This window comes from Deinococcus sp., assembly GCF_025362455.1.
In the GTDB taxonomy this organism is placed as follows: domain Bacteria; phylum Deinococcota; class Deinococci; order Deinococcales; family Deinococcaceae; genus Deinococcus.
Map to the genome: position 1 here is coordinate 1 of NZ_JANYGJ010000049.1, position 19724 is coordinate 19724.

Here is a 19724-nt window from a genome sequence, read left to right on the forward strand (position 1 = left end):
TCTGGAAGATGACGTGGCCGCCGAGGTCGAGGACTTCTGAGAGTTGAGGCAGTTCCTATGCTAAGGATGTCCTGGCTACCGTTTCGGGCCTCCGCTTCTTGGGCACAGCGGACTGTCCTCGTGAACGGACGCCCATGAGGATGCCACTCCTCTCCTGCGGAGCTTTGCAAGTCCGCCTGGGCACGCCTGCCCGCGTCTTGGGCACAGCGGACTGTCCTCGTGAACGGACTGTCCTCGTGAACGGACTGTCCTCGTGAACGGACTGTCCTCGTGAACGGACTGTCCTCGTGAACGGACGCCCATGAGGACGCCACTCGTCCCCATGAGGACGCCACTCCTCTCCTGCGGAGCTTTGCAAGTCCGCCTGGGCACGCCTGCCCGCTCAGAGGCGAGCGAGATCACGGTGCCGGGCTCGCCCCCTGCGCGGGTTTGTCGGGGCCTCCGATCAGCCGAGCGATATTGACGCCCACCTCGTAGACGTGCTGATACATCTCGGCGGCGGCGGCTTCGGTCTGGCCTTCCTGCAACAGCCTCAGAAGGCGGCGGTGGCCCGCACTGACGGCGGCGGCGTCCCCGCTGGCCTCGGTATGCACCCGCAGGTAGTGGTGGGTGCGGTGGCGCAGCGAGACGATCATGGCCAGCAGGTGGACCTGGCCCGCCGCCTGGTAGATGGTGGTGTGAAAGTCCATATTTAGGGCAGAGAACCGCGCCCAGTCGTGGCCGAGGCCCTCCATCTGATTGACCAGGCGCCGGAGCTGGCTCAGGGCGCTGGCCCCCAGCTTCGGCGCCGCGTTCTGGGTGGCCAGCCGTTCGAGCGTGGCGCGGATGGTGTAGATCTCCAGAATTTCGGCGGGGGTAAAGCGGGTCACCACCGCGCCCCGGCGCGGCAGGATGGTGACGATACCCTCGGCCTGAAGGGCGTTGAGGGCTTCCCGGACCGGCATCATACTGACCTCGTAGCGCTCAGCCAGGTGAGCCAGCGTCAGCCGTTCACCCGGCGCGAACACGCCGCGCACGATGTCGTCCCTGAGCTGCGACACCAGGCTGAGTCTCATCACTGCCGCTGTCGTCATGCTCCTCCCGGTCCGGCGACCTTGATCAAATCCCCGGCCACCTGGTCCCCCGGTCCAGCATAGCGCCAAGACCACCGGCTGTCGACCAGCGGCCTACCGAAGCCCCAATGCCCGGCGCCTCTCAGGCCGAACATGAACCGCCTCCGGATTGTGAGCTGCGCATACCTCGGCATCAGCGTCCTGGGTGTAACGTAAGTTTGATCAAAAATTCAAGGATCGAAGCGTCGAGCCCCAGGCCCTGACGCGGGAGGGACGTATGGGTCCGCTGCTGTCACACATCGCCCATCTGGAAATCATGACTCCCGATCTGGACGCCTCGGTTCGCTTCTACGTGGCCCAGATGGGGATGCGGGTCGTGGAGCGCGGCGCGAGGCAGGTTTACCTGCGCTGCTGGGGCGACTACTACCGCTACAGCCTTATTCTGAGCCAGGCTACTCAGGCGGGGCTGGGCCACATGGCCTGGCGCACGGTCAGCCCCCAGGCGTTGGAGGAGGCGGCGAGGCGCATTGAGGCCGCTGGCGCGGGCGGCGAGTGGCTTTACCCGCAGGAGGGACATGGCCGGGCCTACCGCTTCACCGGCCCCTACGGACACGTCATGGAGCTGTTCTGGGAGGTCGAGCGCCACCAGGAAGACGGCGAGCACCGCTCACAGTTTCCGGACCGGCCTGCCCGGCGCACCAACCACGGCGTCGCGCCCCGGATGCTCGATCACATCACCGTATCGGCGCCGGACGTGCGGGGCTTTGCGCAGTGGTACAGCGAGACCCTGGGCTTCCGGATCATGGGCTACACCTCGCTCGACCACGCGCCGGTCACGGTGTTCGGGGTGCTGACCACCAACGAGAAGTCGCACGACCTGGGCGTGCTGATCGACACCTCGCCGGTGGCCGGGCGAGTCCATCACATCGCCTTCTGGGTGGACAGCCGCGAGGAGCACAGCCTGGCCGCCGACATATTGATGGAGGGCGGCACTGACATCGAGTACGGCCCCGGCCTGCACGGCATCGGCGAGCAGACCTACCTGTATTTCCGTGAGCCCAGCGGCCTGCGCATCGAACTCAACACCGGCGGCTACCGCAACTACGTTCCTGACTGGCAGCCCTACGACTGGAAGCCCGCCCAGGGCTCGAACAACTTCTACCGCAACAGCCACATGCCCGACTCGATGCTGGAGGCCTCGCCGCCCGCACCGGGCATCACTGGCACCGAGGACGGCGCCCTGCCCGGCACCGAAGACGCGCTGGTCGAAGCGGCCAGCAGCGCGGCCAACCCCTGGCAGGGCCACGGCTGAGCGGGTGAAGGGCGAGCGGACCATCATCGACCTGTCGCACCCGATACAAAACAGCGTGCCGGGCGTGCCGGAGTTCCAGCGCGTCAGCGTCGCCTACCAGGATCACGCCGGGGGCGGGCAGGACATCCAGGCGCTCTTCGGGGTCGGGCCGGAGCTGCTGCGCGGCGGTGAGGGTTGGGCGACCGAGACCTTCACCCACCTCGGCACCCATTCGAGCACCCACGTCGACGCGCCGCTGCATTACAACTCGCTCATCCAGGGCCGACCCGCCCAGAGCATCGACGAGCTGCCGCTGGAGTGGTTTTACGCGCCGGGCGTGGTGCTCGATTTTCGCCACAAGGCCGACGCGCAGGCCATCACCGAGACCGACGTGGAGGCCGAACTGGGCCGGGTGGGCCACCAGCTCAGGCCACTCGACATCGTGCTGATGCACACCGGGCGCGACCAGTACTACGGCCAGGTGGACTACTGGCTGCGCGGCCCCGGCGTCAGTCCGGCGGCCACCCGCTGGCTCTTTGATCAGGGCGTGCGGGTCATGGGCATCGACGCCTGGGGCTGGGACCGCCCGCTCGACGTGCAGGCCCGCGAGGCCGCCGCCGCCGGACAGCCGGGTATCTTCTGGGCGGCGCATCAGCTCGACTTGCCCTACTCGCAGATCGAGCGTCTGACCAACCTCGCGGCGCTGCCGCCGACTGGCTTTACCGTCGCCTGCTTTCCGCTCAAACTCCTGCGGGGCAGCGCCGCCCCGGCGCGGGTGGTCGGCATCGTGGACTGAGCCGTGAACTGAGCCACGGGCGCCGCCTCAGCAGCCTTCCTCCACCCCCCTGTCGCCTTCACCCGTAGTGCCGGAGTGTGTCATGCGAATCAAGCGAATAGCGCTTCCGTCTCCCGATGGTCCCCAGGCCCGCATCGTCGTCGCGGCGGCGGGCCAGTCCGACTACACCGACGTCCGGCGGCACTTTCAGGCCAGCCTGCGGCGGCGCCACGCCACCCTGGCGGCGGCCCACGAACTCGCCCGGCTGGCCGTGCCCGGCAGCTTGGCGGCGGCGCTCGGCGGCGGTGAGGTCTTTCTGGACGCCCTGCACGCCGCCGCGCAGGACACCAGCGGTGAGTTCACGGCCCCGGCAGGCCAGGCGCTGATGCCGCTCGACCCCGCCGCCTACCGCGACTTCTTGTCGTTCGAGGCGCATATCGTCAACGCTGCCCGCCTGACCGCCGGGCAGGTGGACCGGGCCGTCTACGAAATCCCCATCTCGTACATGGGCAGTGCCCAGGCGTTCATCGAGCCGGGCAGCGAGATGCCCTGGCCCAGCTACGCCCAGTCGAAGATGGACTACGAACTCGAACTCGGCATCGTCACCTCGCGGGGTGGGCGCAACATCCTGCCGCCGGAGGCCGACGCGCACATCCTGGGCTACACCGTCCTCAACGACTTCTCGGCCCGCGACATCCAGTTTCGCGAGATGCGGGGCCGCCTGGGACCGAGCAAGGGCAAGCATTTCGCCTCGGCCTGCGGTCCGCTGATCGTCACGCCCGACGAACTCGACCCACACGACCTCAAGATGACCGCCTGCGTCAACGGCGAGCTGTGGTCGGAGGGTCACAGCAGCACCCTGATGTGGCGGGTTCAGGAACTCGTCGCCTGGGCCAGCGCCAGCGAGCCGCTGATTGCCGGAACGCTGCTGGGCACCGGCACGGTGGGCCTGGGCTGCGGTCTGGAGCTGGGCCGTGAGCTGCGTCCCGGCGACCTGGTGGAGCTGGACATCCAGGGGATCGGCACGCTCAGCCACCGCATCGGCTACCCCGACGGCCAGGGCTGGGCGCCCACCCCGCGCCAGCCGACCCTCACCACCGTCTAAAGCCTCACCTGAGCTGTCACCCGGAGCCCGCATGTTTCAGTATTTCCCCACCAACTACGTCTGGAACCTCGCCATCAACATCGCCATCGAGATGGGCGCCAAAATGGGCGAACTCGATGAGGTCTCGCGCCCGCTGCTTTCACTCTCGGAAAAGGGCAGCGACGAGGGCACTCAGGCCTTCCTGGAGTCCTGGGAGGCGATGGGCGACAAGCTGACCGAACTCGCCCGTGAGGACGAGGCCAGGGGCCGCCTGATCAGCGCCGGGCACAAGCTGGTGCGCTCGACGGTCTACTTCGCCACCGCCGAGCGCCTCCAGGCTTTTGACTACGAACCGCGCAGGGCGCTGTACGCCAAATACCAGGCCGCCTTCCGGCGCGGCGTGGTGCTGGCGGGCGAGAACTGCGAGCGCGTCGAGATTCCCTACGAGGGCGGCGTGATCGCGGGCCTGTATACCCGCGCCGAGGGCGTATCCGGCCCGGCTCCGCTGCTCCTCCAGGTCAACGGGCTCGACAGCGTCAAGGAGATCTTGTACCTGCTGCGGCTGCCCCAGGAACTGGCGCGGCGCGGCGTCTCCTCGCTGTGCATCGACCAGCCGGGCACCGGCGAGGCGCTGCGGCTGCACGGCCTGCACGCCCGGCCAGACGCCGAATACTGGGCGGGCAAGGTGCTGGATTACCTGGAGACCCGCCCTGACGTCGACCCCCGGCGCATTGGGATGCAGGGCGTGTCGCTGGGCGGCTACTACGCGCCGCGCGCGGTGGCCTTCGAGCCCCGCTTCGCGCTGGGCGTGGCCTGGGGGGCCAGCCACAACTGGGGCGAGGTCCAGAAGCGCCGGATGGCCGGTCAGACCAAGAACCCGGTGCCGCATTACTGGGAGCACGTCCGCTGGGTCTGGGGCTCGAAAGATCAAGGCGAGTTTATGGCCCTGATGGAGCAGATCAACCTGATCGGGGTGCTGGACCGCATCAAAGTGCCGTTCCTGCTGCTGCACGGCGCCGACGATCAGCAGATTCCCACCGAGTACGCCCATCAGTCCTACGACGCGATGACCAGCAGCCCGGACCGTGAGCTCAAGATCATCACCAGCCGCGAGGGCGGCAGCCAGCACAGCAGCACCGACAACAGCGCCTACGCCGTGGACTACATGGCTGACTGGGTGGCCGAGCGCCTGGGCGGGCGCCTGGGCGCCGCGACCGGACCGGGCCTGCCGGTGAGCGCCCAAAAGGAGAGCAGATGAGCGAGATTGGCAAGGTACTGATCGTCGGGGGCGGCATCGCCGGGTTGGTGGCCGCCAGCATGCTGCGCGACCGGGGCGTGGCGGTGGACCTGGTGGAGAAGAAGCGCGACTGGCAGGAATACGGCGTCGGGATCATCCAGCAGAGCAACATCATGCGGGCGATGCAGTTTGCCGGGCTGCTCGACCGCTACGTCAGCGCCGGATACGCCTACGAGGACAACGTGTTTCATGATCCAGAAGGCGTGCCGGTGGGCCGGGCATCGGGCGGGCGCCTGGCCGGGCCGGACTTTCCCGCCAATATCGGGGTGCGGCGCTCCAAGCTGCACGAGGTGCTCAAGGAGGCGGCGCTGGAAAAGGGTACCCAGGTCCGGCTCGGCGTCACGGTGGACGCCCTGAACCAGCAGCCGGGGCGGGTGGACGTGACCTTCAGCGGCGGCGCCCAGGGTGCCTACGACCTGGTGATCGGCGCCGACGGGGCCTCCTCGCAGGTGCGGGCGCTGCTCTACGGCGACAAATACCAGCCGACCTTCGTGGGGCAGTGCGTCTGGCGGCACAACTTCGCCCGCCCAGACGAGGTGGACGCCCTTCAGATCTTCTCCGACACCGCAGGCAACGCCGCCGGACTGGTGCCGCTCGCTCACGACCTGATGTACATGTACCTGGTGACCAAGGAACCGGGCAACCCCAAGATGCCCCAGGCCGAGCTGGCCGAGCTGATGCGCGCGCGGATGGTGCATTTCAAGGGCCGCATCGGCGAATTGCGCCGCGAGATCCACGACCCGGCGGAGGTCGTCTACCGCCCGATGGAGGTCGTGTTCGTGACCGATCCCTGGTATCAGGGGCGGGTGGTGATGATCGGCGACGCCGTGCATACCACCACGCCGCACCTGGCGCAGGGTGCGGGCATGGCCATCGAGGACGCGGTGGTGCTCAGCGACCAGATCAGCCGGGGCGGGCCGCTGGAAACGGTGCTGTCCGGCTATCAGGCACGCCGGTACGAGCGCGCCAAGTACATTCAGGACAATTCGCTGCGGGTCTGCCGCGCCCAGATGGAAAACGACCACTCGCTCAACTACCCGCAAGTGATGGCCGAGATGCTGCACTTCACTGCCCAGCCGATCTGAGCCTGTGCGCCGCCGGAGCCTTTCCCGATGACCGGCGCCCCTGTCTCTGCCGTGCGCCGTCCCGGCCCCACCCATCAGCGCCGACGCGGGCCGAGCGAAGGCTTGTGAACAAGGTCCACCCCAGCGCAACCCTCCCCCAGCGCAACCCTCCACAGCGCAACTGGAGCCCTCGGAGACATCCTGCGCGACGGCCAGACGCTGGCGGTGGGCGGCTTCGGGCGGCCAGCGTTGCGGTCGGTCTCAGTGTGGCCCCGGTCAACAGGGGCGCCGTGCCGACCGGACCTTCAGCGGCCCCGCAGGATCAGGCGCGCCGCCGGTAGTGGCTCAGGGTAAGATGAAGACATGCAGATGGCCCAGACGCTGACGTGTCCTTCCTGCGAGAGTGAGGATCTAAACAAATACGGTTTTGCGCCAGATGGGCGGCAGAAACACCGCTGCCAAGCCTGTGGGCGACAACATCGCGAGCATCCACGTCCAAATGGATAGAGCGAGGCGCGCAAAGAGGAGATTCTGAGGGCAACGCAAGAGCGGTCTAGTCTGCGCGGTATTCAGCGGACATTTGGCGTCAGTCGGCAAACCCTGAGTGCCTGGATGAAAAAAAGGTAGATGAGCTGCCAGCGTTAGAGATGACCCTTGTTGGCGCGGATTTACCAGAAAAAACCCTGGAACTGGATGAACTATGGTCTTTCGTGTTCAAAAAATCGCAGAAAGTCTGGGTATGGATCGCCCTATGTGCGACGACCCGGCAGGTCGTCGCTTTCGTCGTCGGAGATCGCAGTGAGGAGACCTGCCAGATTCTATGGAATGAGGTGCCACAGAGCTACAAACTGGCCCACCTGTACTCAGATTTCTGGAGCGCTTACCAATTGGTCTTGCCCAGTGTGCAGCATCAAGCAGTTGGCAAGGACAGTGGCAAAACGAATCACATCGAGCGTTGGAATAATACGTTGCGCCAGAGGTTGGCCCAGTTTGTCAGGAAAACCTTGAGCTTCTCAAAATGCGTCCACCAACATTTCGCCCGCCTTAAGCTTTTCATCCACTGCTACAACCGGGAACGAAGCTGTGCCATCTTACCCTGAGCCACTACCCAGTACACCAGTAATGAGTACCGACAGGCTCTGGAACGCCTGAAGGCGTTCCAGAGTATGAGCCGCAAAGGAGAATGCTGGGACAACGCAAGGGTGGAGAGCTTTTTCTCGACCCTCAAGCTGGAACTCGACCTTCATAAGAGCCAGGGAACCCGCGCCCAGACGCGGGAGATCGTCTTCGAGTGGGTTGAAGTGTTTTACAACCGCTTTCGTCGCCACTCCAGCCTGGGGCAGCGCTCAACGGCCTAATTCGAAAATCACTGGAACAGACTGAACTGACACTCCACCAAACCCTTGCAATTTCAAGTTATAAATCGAGACTCTGGGGAACGATGACGAGATCGCGGATCGTGATATTGCGTGGCCGTGTCAGCATGAACATGACGGCCTCAGCGACTTCCTTGGCTTCCATGAGGCTACCGTTGGCCAGAGCTTCATCGCGCTTGGCCTGAGGCCAGTCATTGATCAGCGCCGTCACGACCGGCCCCGGCAAGACGGCACCGACGCGCAGACCATGCTTGGCGACCTGTCTGCGCACTGTGTGGACGAACGCCTGCACGGCATGTTTGGACGCCGTGTAGATCGGCTCCCACACGACAGGCACCACGCCAGCGACTGAACTGGTCACGACGATATCGCCACTCTTGCGTTCAATCATATGAGGCAGCACCGCTTGAATGCTGCGGAAGGTGGCGTTGATGTTGAGGTCGAGCATCCGGTCCCAGGCGTCGGGATCGCCCGTGGCGACCTCACCGCCGATGTAGGAACCGGCGTTGGCGTGAAAGATATCGAGGTGCCCAGCCGCCTCCAGAATCTGCGGCATCATGGTGGCGACGCTTTTTTTGTCGAGCAGATCGATGACGAGCGGAGTGGCGTCAGGGCCGATCTCGGCACACTGCTGAACGAGCGCTTTTTCGTCTCTGTCCACCAGGACGACCCTGGCACCCGCAGCGGCCATATGTATGGCGCATTCGAGTCCGATTCCGGAAGCGGCGCCCGTCACTGCTGCCACCTTACCTACGAGGCTGTGTTGCATTTATAAACATCTCCAAGAATTCAAGGTCAGGCCCGTCCACTCGACATCCGCGAGCGGCGCGACAGGGAATCGACGATGACGGCGATCGCCAGCACGGCGCCGGTAATCATGTAGCGGAGCGACGACGACAGGTCGAGCAGCGTCAGGCCGCTGGAGATCGCCTGGATGACGATGATTCCGAGCAGGGCCGAGTAAGCGCTGCCGCGCCCACCGAACAGACTGGTGCCGCCGATCACCGCCGCAGCAATGGCATTCAGGTTGACGTCGCCAGTACCGGCCTGTTGACTGGCCGAAGCCAGCCGGGCCGCCGCCAGTATGCCGCCGAGGGCCGCCAGCGTCGAACAGATCATGAACGCGCTCATGTAAATGCGGCGCACATTGATGCCCGAACGCCTGGCCGCTTCGGGATTGCCGCCAACGGCGGTCAGCGAACGCCCCCACTGCGTCTGCTTGAGCGCGTAATTCATGGCCACGACCAGGACGACAAACAAGCCGAAGATCCAGGGCACGCCGCGCGTCTGGTTGAGGTAAAAGACGATGAATTCCAGGCCTATGAAGATCGCCAGCGCCTTGATCGCGACCGAGACCATCGGTTGCGTCGACAGACCAGACGCCTTACGACGCTGCTCAGTCCGGTAGTTGGTCACGAAGACACCGACGGCGGCCAGAGCGACGAGCGCGTAGGCCAACCAGCTCGGCACCGTCAGGAGCTGCCCGAAGGAGACCAGCGGCGAGCCGAACGGCAGGTTGATCGAACCCGTCGAGCGCAGGATGTAGAGTTGCAGCCCAAGGAAGGCCAGCAGCCCGGAAAGGGTGGACACGAAGCTCGGCATGCCCAGCCAGTTGAAGAGGAAGGCGTAGGCCGCGCCGATGAGCGCACCGATGATGAGCGCCGCGATGATCGCCAGCGGCACGGGCCACCCCAGATTGACCCACAGGGTGCCAACCAGTGCGGAGGCGAAGCCGCTGACCGAGCCGACCGACAGATCGATCTGCGCCACCATCAGCACACAGACGATGCCGAGCGAGATCACGCCGATCGTCGAGGAATCGAACAGCAGGTTGGCGAGGTTGCTGCTCGACAAGAAGACCGGGTTGAGGATCTGGAAGACAGTGCAGATGATGAGCAGGCCGATGATGACCGGCAGGAAGCCGAGATCGCCCGATTTGACCCGCGTGATGAAGGCCTCGAACGCGCCGCCGATGCCGGTCGCGTGCTTGACACGGACGTCGGCCCGGTCAAGAAGTGGGGGGTCGAGCAATGGGATGTCGGACACACCGTCTTTCGGTTTACTCATGGCCTCGCCTCATTGACATGTTCGCGCTGGGCGCGGCGCCCGGCACGCCGGGTGACAGAATTTTCAGAGGCGCCCGTGATGGCGCTGACCAGCTCCTCGTTCGAGGCGTCGGGCGTGAGAATGCCGTTGTTGCGTCCGAGCCGGAGCACGACGATCCGGTCGGCGACGGCTCGCACATCCTCCATGTTATGGCTGATCATCAGTACGCCCAGGCCACGCGCGCGCACCCGCTCGATGAGGTCGAGTACCTCCGCCGTCTGCGCGACGCCGAGGGCCGCCGTCGGCTCGTCGAGCATGATCAGTTTGGGCTCGAGCAGCAGCGACCGGGCGATGGCGACGGTCTGGCGCTGGCCGCCCGACAGCGAGGCGATCGGTTCCCGCACGCTTGGAATACGTGCCGAGAGTTCGTTGAGGAGCGTCCAGGCGCGAACTTCCATGCCCACTTCGTCGAGATGCCAGGGGTTCTGTTCGCGCCCCAGAAAGATATTGGCGACGACATCGAGGTTCTCGCACAGGGCCAGGTCCTGAAAGACCGTCGCGATGCCGAGATTGAGCGCCGTCGACGGATCGGCGAGTTTGACCGGCTTTCCGTCGAAGAAAATCTCTCCGGCGCTCGGTTGATGAACGCCAGCGAGAACCTTGACCAGCGTCGATTTGCCAGCACCGTTGTCACCCACCAGGGCCACAACTTCACCGGCATGAACGTCAAATTCGATATCGCTGAGCGCCGAGACGGCGCCGAAATGCTTGGAGATGCCGCGCAGGCTGAGCACCGGCTCTCCGCGAGGTGCTGCGCTTTCCGGAAAATCACTCATTTCATCGGGCCTTTCCCTTGCTGACTGGAAGAGTGCGGCACAGGGATCGTCCGCCTACTTGGGCAGACGACCCCTGTGCTGCTGTTACGGGTTGATGCTTACAGGCTAATGCTTACGGGTTGATGCCCAGCTTCTTGCAGCCGTCTTCGTACCCCTTGCACAGCTCGGCGGCAGCGACGATCGGCTGACCGTTGAGCTTCTTGTCGATGACCTCGGCCTTGAGGTTCTCGGCGGTGATCAGGGTCGGCACGAAGAGCTTCGACGGCGTGTTGAAGAGCGTCTTGTCGGCCTTGACCTTCTCACCTTTGAGCAGCGCCACGGCCACGTCCGCAGCCGCGCCCGCCACGATCTCGCTCGGCTTGAGGATCGTGTTGTACTGGATGCCCGCGACGATGTATTGCAGCCCCGCAATGGTCGCGTCGTTGCCGGTCACCGGCGGGATCGGGTTGACCCCCGCCGCCTTGAACGCCGCGACGGCGCCGCCCGCCGTGCCGTCATTGGCGGCGACGACGCCGAGAATCTGCTTGCCAAAGCGCGTCACCTGGCCGCTGGCCCACTGCTGGGCCTTGCTCGGTGCCCACTCTGGGGTGTCGTACACGGACAGGGTCTTGTACCCGCTGGACGCCAGGCCCGACTGAATGCCCTTCTTGATCAGCCCGGCGGCAGCGTCGGTGGGCGAACCGTTGATGTTCAGAATGCCGCCCTGCGCGGTCGGCACGTTCGTCTTCTTGAGATGGTCGACCAGTGAGGTCGCGATCGCCTTGCCGATGGCTTCATTGTCAAAGGAGACGTAGAAATCGGCCTTCGCGCTCGGAATCGGGCGGTCATAGGCGATCACCTTGATGCCTTGCCCCTGGGCCCGCTTGACCAACGAAGCCGCCGCCGACGTGTCGACCGCGTCCAGAACGATGGCCTTGGCGCCCTGAGAGATCACGGAGTTGAACTGCTGCTGCTGCTTGGTGGCGTCCCCATCCGCATTCAGATAAAGCACCTTGCAGCTTGGGCACAGCGTCTTCATTCGGGCGACAAAGCCCGGATAGTCGTGCTGCTCGTAGCGCGTGGACGCCTGATCGGGCATCAGGAACGCGACGGTCGCGTTGTTCAAGGTCTGGGCGTTGGCCTGTGCGCCAAGGACGACACTCAGCAGGGCGGCAGAAAAAGCAAGGGTACGTTTCATGAGGTTCCTCCGAAATAAGATCAGGGTGCAGGAGAGCAGCTTCAAAAGCCGGGAAATACTAGGGCCGTCTAAAACAGTACGGGCGATTCCCGCAAAGGAGCGCGCGACGGCGAGCAACGCGCCGGACAGAGCGAGCGTTCAGTTCATGGGTTCCTCCTGGAACGAAAAAAGGGTTTGATTTCGGGGGGTTGATTTCGGGACGTCGTCTCGAAAGCGCACGGGGGTAGGCCCAGTAAGTCAGGTCCAGCGAATCAGGCCCGATGAGCCAGGCCCAGCGAGTCAGGCCCAGTGAGCCAGCCGTCCCCGTGCGGGACGTGTTCAGGCGTCACATGGTCGGGACCGACCTCTTCGGGTGGGTGACGGCTTTCAGGTCGTAGTGGTGCGTGGAAATGCTGGCGATGTCCAAGCGGCCCCGCGAGACCAGTTCGGTGGCGCGGGGATAGATCTGCCCCATCCGGCGCGACATCTTGATGATCGGGGCCTTGCGCCTGGCGTTGGCCGCGTTCATCTCGAATCGGTCGCCGTCCGGGATACCGACCAGCGTCACCCGGCCCCCGATGCGGGCCACCTGCGCCGCCTGATCGGGGGCGTCGGGGCAAATCGTCGCCTCCAGCACGTCAGCTTCGCCCCGCACATGGGCCGCCCCGCAGACCCGCGCCACCTGAGCGATCATCCGCCCGATCGGTCCGGCACCGAGCACCGTCACGCCACTCATGGGCCTGATGTTGGTGATGTCGAGCGCGTGCAGCGCTGCGCCCAACGGTTCGGGCAGCGCTGTCAGGGCTGGGGCAGAGTCCTCCGGTACGGCGAACAGGCTGTGGGGCGGCACCGGGACGTACTCGGCCAGTCCGCCGTTCACGCCTGGAGAACCCAGGAAGCGCACGTTCGGGCAGAGGTTTGGATACCCGGCCAGGCACTGTTCGCAGTGGCCACAGTTCTGAGCGGGATCGGCGGCAACCAGGCTGCCGTCTGGGAGGCCGAATCGTTCACCGCTGCCGCCGATCACGGTGGCTGCGAACTCGTGGCCGGGGGTCGTGGGCGCCTTGATCGCGGCTGGCCCGGTGCCTCCCTCGTGGTGGTCGTGCATGTCTGAGCCGCAGACACTCACGGCGCTGTGCCTCAGCATCACCTCGCCGGGAAGCGCTTCGGGCCTGCGCTCGTCGCGGAGCCGCAGATCGTGCGGGCCGTGCAGTAAGGCCCGCCTCATGGTCTGTCCCTGGCTGACGTCGTGGTGCTGCTCCGTCAAAGCCTGCGTCATGCTTCGTTCCTCCCCCTCGCCCTGCCTGACCGCGTCCCTTCCGCTTCGAATTCTTCGCAAAACAGCGTCTCCACATCGTTTGCCGCGCAGTGCTGCTGGTAAGTGGGCGGCATACTATCGGTCACGATCACGTGCATGTCTTTCAGCAGCCCCACCTCCGGCCCGGCCATCAGGTCATATTTGCTGGCATCGGTCAACAGCACGGTCTTGCGCGCCGCACGGATCACCGCTCTGATCACACGGGCCTCCTCATCGGTGTAGACGGTCAGGCCGCCGCTGAGGCTGACCCCTGTCACGGCGATGAAGGCGTAGTCGAGTTTCAGCTCGGCCAGTGCGGCCTCGGTGGCCGGACCGACCAGCGCCTCGACGAAGCCCACCAGTTGGCCGCCCAGCAGCGTCACGGTGACACCAGGATGACCGGCCCGTGCCAGCGCGGTGGCCGTAGGGAGGCTGTTGGTATACACCTGAAGCCCGTCGGTCTCTAACAGCTTGGCCAATTCGTAAGCGGTGCTGCCCGGCCCCAGGTACAGACTGGTCTCTGGCCGGACCAGTGGCAGCGCGCGCCGCGCCACCGCGACCTTGACCGGGTGGTTTTGCACCACCCGGTCCTGATAGGTCAGCTCGATGTAGTTGCGCAACACCGCCCCGCCGTGGACCTTACGGAGCAGGTTGCGCCGGGCCAATGAGGTGAGGTCGCGGTGAATGGTCATCTCGGACACGCCCAGGGCCAGGGCCAGATCGGCGACCCTACAACTTCCGCGCTGTTGCAGCGTTTCGAGAACGTAACGGTGCCGTTCATCGACCATCAGTTGGGAGCTGGACATGGAATTTTCACCCTCCAGAACGTGAAAGATTGGAGAAAAAGCGTTCCGTCTCTGGCGGCAGGTCAACCGATCTGGTTTGTACGTTGGAGAGTGGAATTTTGTTATGCATAGAGTATGAAGCAAAAAACCACGAAGGTCAAGCGGCTCGCATTTGGCTCGGTCTTCTGGCTAAACATGGGTTCAGGCCCCAAAATTCAGGTAAGGCCACCGACATATTCGGAGCCTGGCCTCCCTTCACCACCCACAGGCGGCAGACAAAAAATCTCGCTGTAATGTCCATCGTTTCGCTTCACAACAAAAAGTAACGGTTGTGTTGCCTCAACCGGGCTGGGGTAGGCTGACCCGCCGCGACCGACGCCAAACCCTGGCAAGATCAGAATGTTCCCGGCAGAGTTGGGCGGTAGTATTCAGACCGGCATTGATCTGGCCGACCACCTGGAGCTTGAACTCACGGCTATGATTCCGTCCTGGCATCTGGGCTCCTTCGCGGTGCAATCAGCGTACCTGCTGACTGGGGCGAAGTGTCTTGACCTGTGGTCCGGTTCGGGGGGTTCACTCCACCCGTGAGCGCGACTTTGCCTTCCAACCCTTTCGTCTGATTCTGCGTCCTGCTCAGTCAAAACTACTTGCTCCGCTCGGTCATAAAAAGACCCTTTTTATGACATCTGCTCTAAGGCCGTACAGCTCGGTGTATTTGCCGCTGAGGTACTCCAGGTACGGCTGCGGATCGAGGCCGCCCCCGGTGGTGCGCTCCAGCAGTTCATGAGGCGCAAAGGTGCGGCCATGCTGGTAGATGTTGTCGGTCAGCCACTCGCGCAGTGGGCCGTACTCGCCGCGTTCCAGTTGGGCACTCAGCTCCGGCACGGCCCGGTTCGCTGCCGCGTAGAACTGCGAGGCCATCACGTTGCCGATGGTGTAGGTGGGAAACGAGCCGAACAGGCCCGCCGACCAGTGGATATCCTGCAAGACGCCGTGCGCGTCGTCGGGCACCTCCAGGCCGAGGTCTTCCCTGATGCGGGCGTTCCAGGCGGCGGGCAGCCCTTGCACCTCCAGCTCACCGGTCATCAGCCGCATTTCCAGGTCCACGCGCAGCATGATGTGCAGGTCGTAGGTCAGTTCGTCGGCCTCGACCCGGATCAGGCTGGGTTGCACGCGGTTCACGGCGCGGTGGAAGGTGGCGGCGTCCACGTCTGAAAGCTGGTCGGGGAAGGCGGCTTGCAGCTCGCGGAAATGCAGCGCCCAGTACGCCGCCGACCTGCCGATGCGGTTTTCCCACAGGCGCGACTGACTTTCGTGGGTGCCGTAGCTGGCGCCGCCCACCGCGTAGAGACCCGTCAGATCGCTGGTCAACACTGTGCGGGACAGCGCCGGGCTGACGCCCTGTTCGTACAGGGCGTGGCCGGTCTCGTGCAGCGTGCCGAACAGGGCGCCGGGCAGGTACGCCTCCTGAATCCGGGTGGTGATCCGCACGTCGGCGCAATTCAAGCTGATCTCGAAGGGGTGGGCCGATTCGTCCAGCCGCCCGCGCCCCATGTCGTAACCGAAGCGCTCGGCGGCGGCCAGTGAAACGGCGCGTTGCCGATCGGCTGGATAGTGGCGCGTCAGGAAGTCAGTGCGGGGTTGAGGCTGCGCCTGGATGGCCCGCAGCAGCGGCACATGATGGGTGCGGAGCCGCGTAAGCAGCGGCAGTAACGTCGCCACCGTCAGGCCCGGCTCGTAGAGGTTTTGCAGCGCGTCATACGGGTGACCCTCGTAGCCCAGCGCCTCGGCGAGTTGCCGGTTGAGCGCCACCATCCGCGTCAGAGCCGGGGCGAAGGCGGCGAAGTCGTTGTTGGCTTTGGCCGCCGCCCAGATGTCCTGCGCCTCGCTTCTGAGCAGCGCCAGTTCGCGGGTAAGCCTATCCGGCACGCGGCGCATGGCCGAGATGGCGTCCAGCGCCTGCCGGGCGGCCCGAATCTGGATGTCGTCACCGCTCACCGTCTGGGCCGCCACCTGATAGGCCGGATCGAGCAATTTCTCGCGGGCCAGGGCGCTGAGGGTCGCCAGTTGCTGCGAGCGTACTGAACCGCCGCCCGGCGGCATCTGGGTCCGGGCGTCCCAGTTCAGCAGGTTCAGGATGCACAGCAGGTCGTTGATTTCGCCGGAGCGGCGCTGGAACTCGTTGGACGGAACTTCGCTCATGTATCTCCTTCGGGCTGAAGACGAACCGGATCAGTCGTGCTGGCAAACAGTTCGCGCTCCGCCGCCAGCAACACCTGCACCTGCTCGAAGACCTTATGAATCTGGGTCTGCGGCACGACCACCACGCCGTTTTCGTCGGCCACCAGCAGGTCGCCGGGCATGATCGGCTGACCGCCCAGCGCCACCGGCACGTTCACCGCGCCGCGCCCGCCCGGCAGCCCGGCGTTGGGGGTCACACCCGTGCTGAACACCGGAAACCGTAGCTTGTGCAGTGCCACCACGTCGCGGCAGGCCCCATCGATGACCGCGCCCACGACGCCGCGTGCCAGTGCGGCCCGCGTGGTCCGCTCGCCCCAGAAGGCCGAGTTGAGCGTGCCGTGCGAGTCGATGACGATCACGCTGCCTGGCGCCGCCGCCGCGATACCGTCGAACACGGCGCTCAGGTCGGCGCCGAAGGTCCGCACCGTCACGGCTGGCCCCAGCAGCCGGGCGCCCGGCCAGACCGGCAGAAAATTCGCGCCCAGCGCCCCGCCGCGCCCCAGCGCGTCCGAGACGGCGCAACTCAGGTCGCCGTCTGCGAGCAGGGCACGAAACCACTTCAGCAGCTCAGCATCTACAGGCTCAAACATGGGGGGTTCAGACATGGGGTTGGGCCAGTCGGGTCCAGGAGCGGCACAGCTCGGTCAGGGCGACGTTACGGTGCGGCTCCAGCAGCGCGAGTACCCGCTCCAGGTCCGTCATACGAACTCCGCTAAATTCCTTAACATCCGCAAAAGCACCGGATGTTAATCCATACCGCGAAGCCCGTACTTTCTCCTACTCCCGTTGGTCGGATTGAACCGTTTTTGCAAAACGATTCAATCGGAGCCTGTGTCACTTGCCGCCGTCCACGCTCAGCACCTGGCCGGTGATCCAGGCGGCCTGTTCGGAGGCGAAGAACTGCACGGCGTTCACGATGTCCTGCGGGCTGCCCAGCCGTTTCAGGGCGATACCGTCGATCAGTTTTTGCTGACCGTCCTCGCCGTAACTCTCCCACTGGGCCTCGGTTGTCGGGTTGCTGCGAATAAATCCGGGCGCGACGTTGTTCACAGTAATGCCCCACGCGCCCAACTCGTGCGCCAGTTGGCGGGTCAGCCCGATTTGGGCGGCCTTGGCGGCGGCGTAGGCCTGGATGCCGGTCAGGCTGATGCCCAGCCCGGCGCCGGAGCTGATATTGATGATCCGGCCCCGCCGCCGCGCCTTCATGCCGGGCGCGGCGGCCTGCGCGAACAGGAAAGCGCCGTCCACGTTGACCCGGAAGATCGATTGCCAGTCGGGTACGCTGATCTGTTCCAGGGGCCGCCCGACCTGCCCCAGCACGCCGCCCGCGTTGTTGACCAGGATGTCCACGGCGCCGCTGCCCTGGGCCGCTTCGGCGACGAACGCCTGCGCCGCCGACTGGTCGGTCACGTCCACGGTCCGGACGTTGACCACCACCCCGTCGTGGTAAGCCAGCCGGGCGGTTTCGGACAGACCTGCCGTGTTCACGTCGCAGGCCCACACCGCCGCGCCCTCCCCGGCGAAGGCGAGCGCGATGGCCCGCCCGAAGCCGTGCGCCGCCCCCGTGACGATGACGGTCTGGTTGGTGAAGTCCAGCTTCATGCGCCCACCAGCAGGCCGCGCAGCTCATCCAGGTTGGCCCGGCTCAACTCGCGCCGCCCGTCCTCGATGTCGTGAATGAGTTCGATCAGCCTGGCCGTCAGTGGCGTGGGAACACCGTGCTGAACGCCGAAACGCGCCACCCAGCCGAGTTGCGCGTCCACCTCGGTGCGGCGCCTGCGGATCGCCAGGTCGCGCCAGATGCCGCTGTGGGTCTTGGCGCTGCGGCGGTTGAAGGCGACCATCTCGGCCAGGCTGCTGCGGGCCTGCTCCTGGCTGGCGCCGGGCACGAAAGCGGCGGGGTCGAAGCCGTTAAAAGCTTCCGGGGTGACCCCCTCGGCGGCGGCGACCCGCAAGACCTCGCGGCCCAGCTCGGTGTACAGGTCACGGTTCTCAATTCTGTCCAGCGCGTCGGCGATACCGTCGTTGGTCACGGCGGTGGCGAACAGCAGCGCGCCGTAACCGAGCTTGCTCCACAGGTAGCCGAAGATGTTGGGCGTCAAGATGGCAGAGTCGTCGAACTCTTTCAGCAGGGCGTGCAGATGCCGGGCGCGGGCCGTGAGCTGGCCACCTTGCTCGCCGATGACCACCGCGCCGCGCCCGCTGTAGGTGACGGTGCCGCTTTCCAGATAATCGGCGCCGAAGTTGACGAAGCTGCCCAGCACGCGCCCGGCGCCCAGAATACCGTTCAGGATCAGCGGATTCAGGCCGTTCTGGACCGAGACGACGGCACCGCCAGGAGTGAGGTTGCGGGCCAGCGCTTCCCCGGCAGCCTGGGTGTCCTGGGCCTTGACGCACAGGAAGATGGTGTCCCAGACGCCCTGCAACTCGTCCGGCGTAAACGCAGGCGCCTGAACGGTGAATTCCTCGATGGGACCGACGATCTTCAGTCCGGATGTCCGAATGGCCCGGACGTGCTCGGCGGCCACGTCCACGAAGGTCACGTCATGCCCGGCCCGGATCAGGTAGGCGCCGATCACGCCGCCGATGGCCCCGGCGCCCCAGATCAGGATGCGAGATTGGTCAGGTGAGGTCATTGCTGTTGGCCCTTCTCTATAAACACATTCTCGGCCCAGCCGCCGTCCAGCAGCGCCTTCGTCTCGGCCACCGCCACGTCCCAGATTGAGAGCATGTCGCTATCGGATCGCTGGTACTTGCCCGCGTAGTTGCCGTCGCCCAGGTAGCCGCGCAGCTCCTGCGGTCCCAGCAATCTCAAAATGTCGAAGTCGAGCGCCGCCTTTTCCTCGTCCGGCATCTGAACGCCCGCCAGCCGGGTCCAGGGGAAGTTCTCCATCCAGGAGGCGTGACTGGCGTTAGGGTCGGTGGCCATCACCTTCGCCCAGGTCTGCGGCGCATTCCACCAGTTATGAAACTTCACCCGACCGCCGGGATGGTCGGCCATCCACTCGCCGACAAAGCCCTGCGCCGGGGTGTTGCCACCGTGTCCGTTGACGATCAGGATGCGCCGGAAGCCCTGTTCGTACAGTGAATCCAGCAGGTCGCGCACGATGCTCAGGTAGGTCTGGACCCGCAGCGTCAGGCTGCCGGGATAGCCCCGGAAGTAGGGCGTGATGCCGTAGGGCAAAACTGGAAAGACCGGCACGCCCGACTGAGCGGCAACCTCGTGCGCGAGCTTTTCGGGCAGAATGTTATCGACGCACAGGCTCAGGTAGCCGTGCTGCTCGGTGCTGCCCAGCGGCAACACGGCGCGGTCGTCGGTCTTGAGATACTGCTCGACCTGCATCCAGTTCATGTCTTTTATGGGGGTCATGGACGTACCTCGGAAAGTGAGAAGGAATGGGCGCCGCGCTGTCAGGTTTGGGCG

18 protein-coding genes and 1 pseudogene are annotated in these 19724 nt (G+C 65.2%); 7 read left to right on the forward strand and 12 right to left on the reverse strand.

Annotated features, from left to right (window positions below):
- Window positions 1–398: 398 nt before the first annotated feature.
- A complete protein-coding gene (locus tag Q0R23_RS03410) occupies window positions 399–1073 on the reverse strand; it encodes a GntR family transcriptional regulator (RefSeq protein WP_293910379.1) in 675 nt (224 codons plus the stop codon).
- A gap of 256 nt (window positions 1074–1329) precedes the next feature.
- Between Q0R23_RS03410 and Q0R23_RS03415 the strand changes: the two genes are divergently transcribed.
- The 7 genes and pseudogenes from Q0R23_RS03415 to Q0R23_RS03445 form a co-directional block, all read left to right on the forward strand.
- The gene (locus Q0R23_RS03415) at window positions 1330–2364 is read left to right on the forward strand and encodes a VOC family protein (protein WP_293910381.1); all 1035 of its coding nucleotides are present in this window, start codon (window positions 1330–1332) and stop codon (window positions 2362–2364) included.
- A 4-nt stretch (window positions 2365–2368) separates the two neighbouring features.
- Window positions 2369–3139: a cyclase family protein gene (locus Q0R23_RS03420; protein ID WP_293910383.1), complete on the forward strand. Its 771-nt coding sequence runs from the start codon at window positions 2369–2371 to the stop codon at window positions 3137–3139.
- Between the two features lie 82 nt (window positions 3140–3221).
- Window positions 3222–4223, forward strand: coding sequence for a fumarylacetoacetate hydrolase family protein (locus Q0R23_RS03425; protein WP_293910385.1), 1002 nt, complete (start codon window positions 3222–3224; stop codon window positions 4221–4223).
- A 31-nt stretch (window positions 4224–4254) separates the two neighbouring features.
- A complete protein-coding gene (locus tag Q0R23_RS03430; protein WP_293910387.1) occupies window positions 4255–5460 on the forward strand; it encodes a prolyl oligopeptidase family serine peptidase in 1206 nt (401 codons plus the stop codon).
- Window positions 5457–6584, forward strand: a complete 1128-nt coding sequence (locus Q0R23_RS03435) for an FAD-dependent oxidoreductase (protein WP_293910389.1) — start codon at window positions 5457–5459, stop codon at window positions 6582–6584. Before Q0R23_RS03430 ends, Q0R23_RS03435 begins: the two co-directional genes overlap by 4 nt.
- 626 nt (window positions 6585–7210) lie before the next feature.
- On the forward strand, window positions 7211–7663 hold the full coding sequence (locus Q0R23_RS03440; protein WP_293910391.1) for an IS1 family transposase: 453 nt from the start codon (window positions 7211–7213) through the stop codon (window positions 7661–7663).
- 60 nt (window positions 7664–7723) lie between these two features.
- A pseudogene (locus tag Q0R23_RS03445) lies at window positions 7724–7921 on the forward strand (integrase core domain-containing protein); the annotation flags it as partial.
- Between the two features lie 58 nt (window positions 7922–7979).
- Here the strand turns inward: Q0R23_RS03445 and Q0R23_RS03450 are convergent.
- The 11 genes from Q0R23_RS03450 to Q0R23_RS03500 all read right to left on the reverse strand — a co-directional run bounded on the left by Q0R23_RS03450 (window position 7980) and on the right by Q0R23_RS03500 (window position 19670).
- Window positions 7980–8708, reverse strand: coding sequence for an SDR family oxidoreductase (locus tag Q0R23_RS03450; RefSeq protein ID WP_293910393.1), 729 nt, complete (start codon window positions 8706–8708; stop codon window positions 7980–7982).
- 26 nt (window positions 8709–8734) lie between these two features.
- On the reverse strand, window positions 8735–10006 hold the full coding sequence (locus Q0R23_RS03455) for a hypothetical protein (protein WP_293910395.1): 1272 nt from the start codon (window positions 10004–10006) through the stop codon (window positions 8735–8737).
- Window positions 10003–10779: an ATP-binding cassette domain-containing protein gene (locus Q0R23_RS03460; protein WP_293910397.1), complete on the reverse strand. Its 777-nt coding sequence runs from the start codon at window positions 10777–10779 to the stop codon at window positions 10003–10005. The genes Q0R23_RS03455 and Q0R23_RS03460 overlap by 4 nt, the downstream gene beginning before the upstream one ends.
- Window positions 10780–10933: 154 nt before the next feature.
- Window positions 10934–11998 carry a sugar ABC transporter substrate-binding protein gene (locus tag Q0R23_RS03465; protein ID WP_293910399.1) on the reverse strand — a complete coding sequence of 355 codons (1065 nt, stop codon included), beginning with the start codon at window positions 11996–11998 and terminating at the stop codon, window positions 10934–10936.
- Between the two features lie 325 nt (window positions 11999–12323).
- Window positions 12324–13256, reverse strand: a complete 933-nt coding sequence (locus Q0R23_RS03470) for an alcohol dehydrogenase catalytic domain-containing protein (RefSeq protein ID WP_293910401.1) — start codon at window positions 13254–13256, stop codon at window positions 12324–12326.
- Entirely contained in the window at window positions 13253–14080 is an 828-nt protein-coding gene (locus Q0R23_RS03475) for a DeoR/GlpR family DNA-binding transcription regulator (protein WP_293910403.1), read from the reverse strand. Before Q0R23_RS03475 ends, Q0R23_RS03470 begins: the two co-directional genes overlap by 4 nt.
- Before the next feature lie 639 nt (window positions 14081–14719).
- The gene (locus Q0R23_RS03480) at window positions 14720–16261 is read right to left on the reverse strand and encodes a carboxypeptidase M32 (protein ID WP_293910405.1); all 1542 of its coding nucleotides are present in this window, start codon (window positions 16259–16261) and stop codon (window positions 14720–14722) included.
- Window positions 16258–16890, reverse strand: coding sequence for an RraA family protein (locus Q0R23_RS03485; protein ID WP_293910407.1), 633 nt, complete (start codon window positions 16888–16890; stop codon window positions 16258–16260). Before Q0R23_RS03485 ends, Q0R23_RS03480 begins: the two co-directional genes overlap by 4 nt.
- 244 nt (window positions 16891–17134) lie before the next feature.
- Complete coding sequence (locus tag Q0R23_RS03490) at window positions 17135–17902, reverse strand: SDR family NAD(P)-dependent oxidoreductase (RefSeq protein ID WP_293910409.1); 768 nt, start codon at window positions 17900–17902, stop codon at window positions 17135–17137.
- On the reverse strand, window positions 17899–18936 hold the full coding sequence (locus tag Q0R23_RS03495) for a 2-dehydropantoate 2-reductase (RefSeq protein ID WP_293910411.1): 1038 nt from the start codon (window positions 18934–18936) through the stop codon (window positions 17899–17901). The genes Q0R23_RS03490 and Q0R23_RS03495 overlap by 4 nt, the downstream gene beginning before the upstream one ends.
- Window positions 18933–19670 carry a creatininase family protein gene (locus tag Q0R23_RS03500; protein ID WP_293910413.1) on the reverse strand — a complete coding sequence of 246 codons (738 nt, stop codon included), beginning with the start codon at window positions 19668–19670 and terminating at the stop codon, window positions 18933–18935. Before Q0R23_RS03500 ends, Q0R23_RS03495 begins: the two co-directional genes overlap by 4 nt.
- Window positions 19671–19724: the final 54 nt, after the last annotated feature.

What these genes read in the sequence shown, in the direction of transcription:
- Q0R23_RS03410 (WP_293910379.1), bottom strand. Translation starts at nt 1,073, where the DNA reads ATGACGACAGCGGCAGTGATGAGACTCAGCCTGGTGTCGCAGCTCAGG.
- Q0R23_RS03415 (WP_293910381.1), top strand. Translation starts at nt 1,330, where the DNA reads ATGGGTCCGCTGCTGTCACACATCGCCCATCTGGAAATCATGACTCCC.
- Q0R23_RS03425 (WP_293910385.1), top strand. Translation starts at nt 3,222, where the DNA reads ATGCGAATCAAGCGAATAGCGCTTCCGTCTCCCGATGGTCCCCAGGCC.
- Q0R23_RS03430 (WP_293910387.1), top strand. Translation starts at nt 4,255, where the DNA reads ATGTTTCAGTATTTCCCCACCAACTACGTCTGGAACCTCGCCATCAAC.
- Q0R23_RS03435 (WP_293910389.1), top strand. Translation starts at nt 5,457, where the DNA reads ATGAGCGAGATTGGCAAGGTACTGATCGTCGGGGGCGGCATCGCCGGG.
- Q0R23_RS03440 (WP_293910391.1), top strand. Translation starts at nt 7,211, where the DNA reads ATGACCCTTGTTGGCGCGGATTTACCAGAAAAAACCCTGGAACTGGAT.
- Q0R23_RS03450 (WP_293910393.1), bottom strand. Translation starts at nt 8,708, where the DNA reads ATGCAACACAGCCTCGTAGGTAAGGTGGCAGCAGTGACGGGCGCCGCT.
- Q0R23_RS03455 (WP_293910395.1), bottom strand. Translation starts at nt 10,006, where the DNA reads ATGAGTAAACCGAAAGACGGTGTGTCCGACATCCCATTGCTCGACCCC.
- Q0R23_RS03465 (WP_293910399.1), bottom strand. Translation starts at nt 11,998, where the DNA reads ATGAAACGTACCCTTGCTTTTTCTGCCGCCCTGCTGAGTGTCGTCCTT.
- Q0R23_RS03470 (WP_293910401.1), bottom strand. Translation starts at nt 13,256, where the DNA reads ATGACGCAGGCTTTGACGGAGCAGCACCACGACGTCAGCCAGGGACAG.
- Q0R23_RS03475 (WP_293910403.1), bottom strand. Translation starts at nt 14,080, where the DNA reads ATGTCCAGCTCCCAACTGATGGTCGATGAACGGCACCGTTACGTTCTC.
- Q0R23_RS03480 (WP_293910405.1), bottom strand. Translation starts at nt 16,261, where the DNA reads ATGAGCGAAGTTCCGTCCAACGAGTTCCAGCGCCGCTCCGGCGAAATC.
- Q0R23_RS03485 (WP_293910407.1), bottom strand. Translation starts at nt 16,890, where the DNA reads ATGTTTGAGCCTGTAGATGCTGAGCTGCTGAAGTGGTTTCGTGCCCTG.
- Q0R23_RS03490 (WP_293910409.1), bottom strand. Translation starts at nt 17,902, where the DNA reads ATGAAGCTGGACTTCACCAACCAGACCGTCATCGTCACGGGGGCGGCG.
- Q0R23_RS03495 (WP_293910411.1), bottom strand. Translation starts at nt 18,936, where the DNA reads ATGACCTCACCTGACCAATCTCGCATCCTGATCTGGGGCGCCGGGGCC.
- Q0R23_RS03500 (WP_293910413.1), bottom strand. Translation starts at nt 19,670, where the DNA reads ATGACCCCCATAAAAGACATGAACTGGATGCAGGTCGAGCAGTATCTC.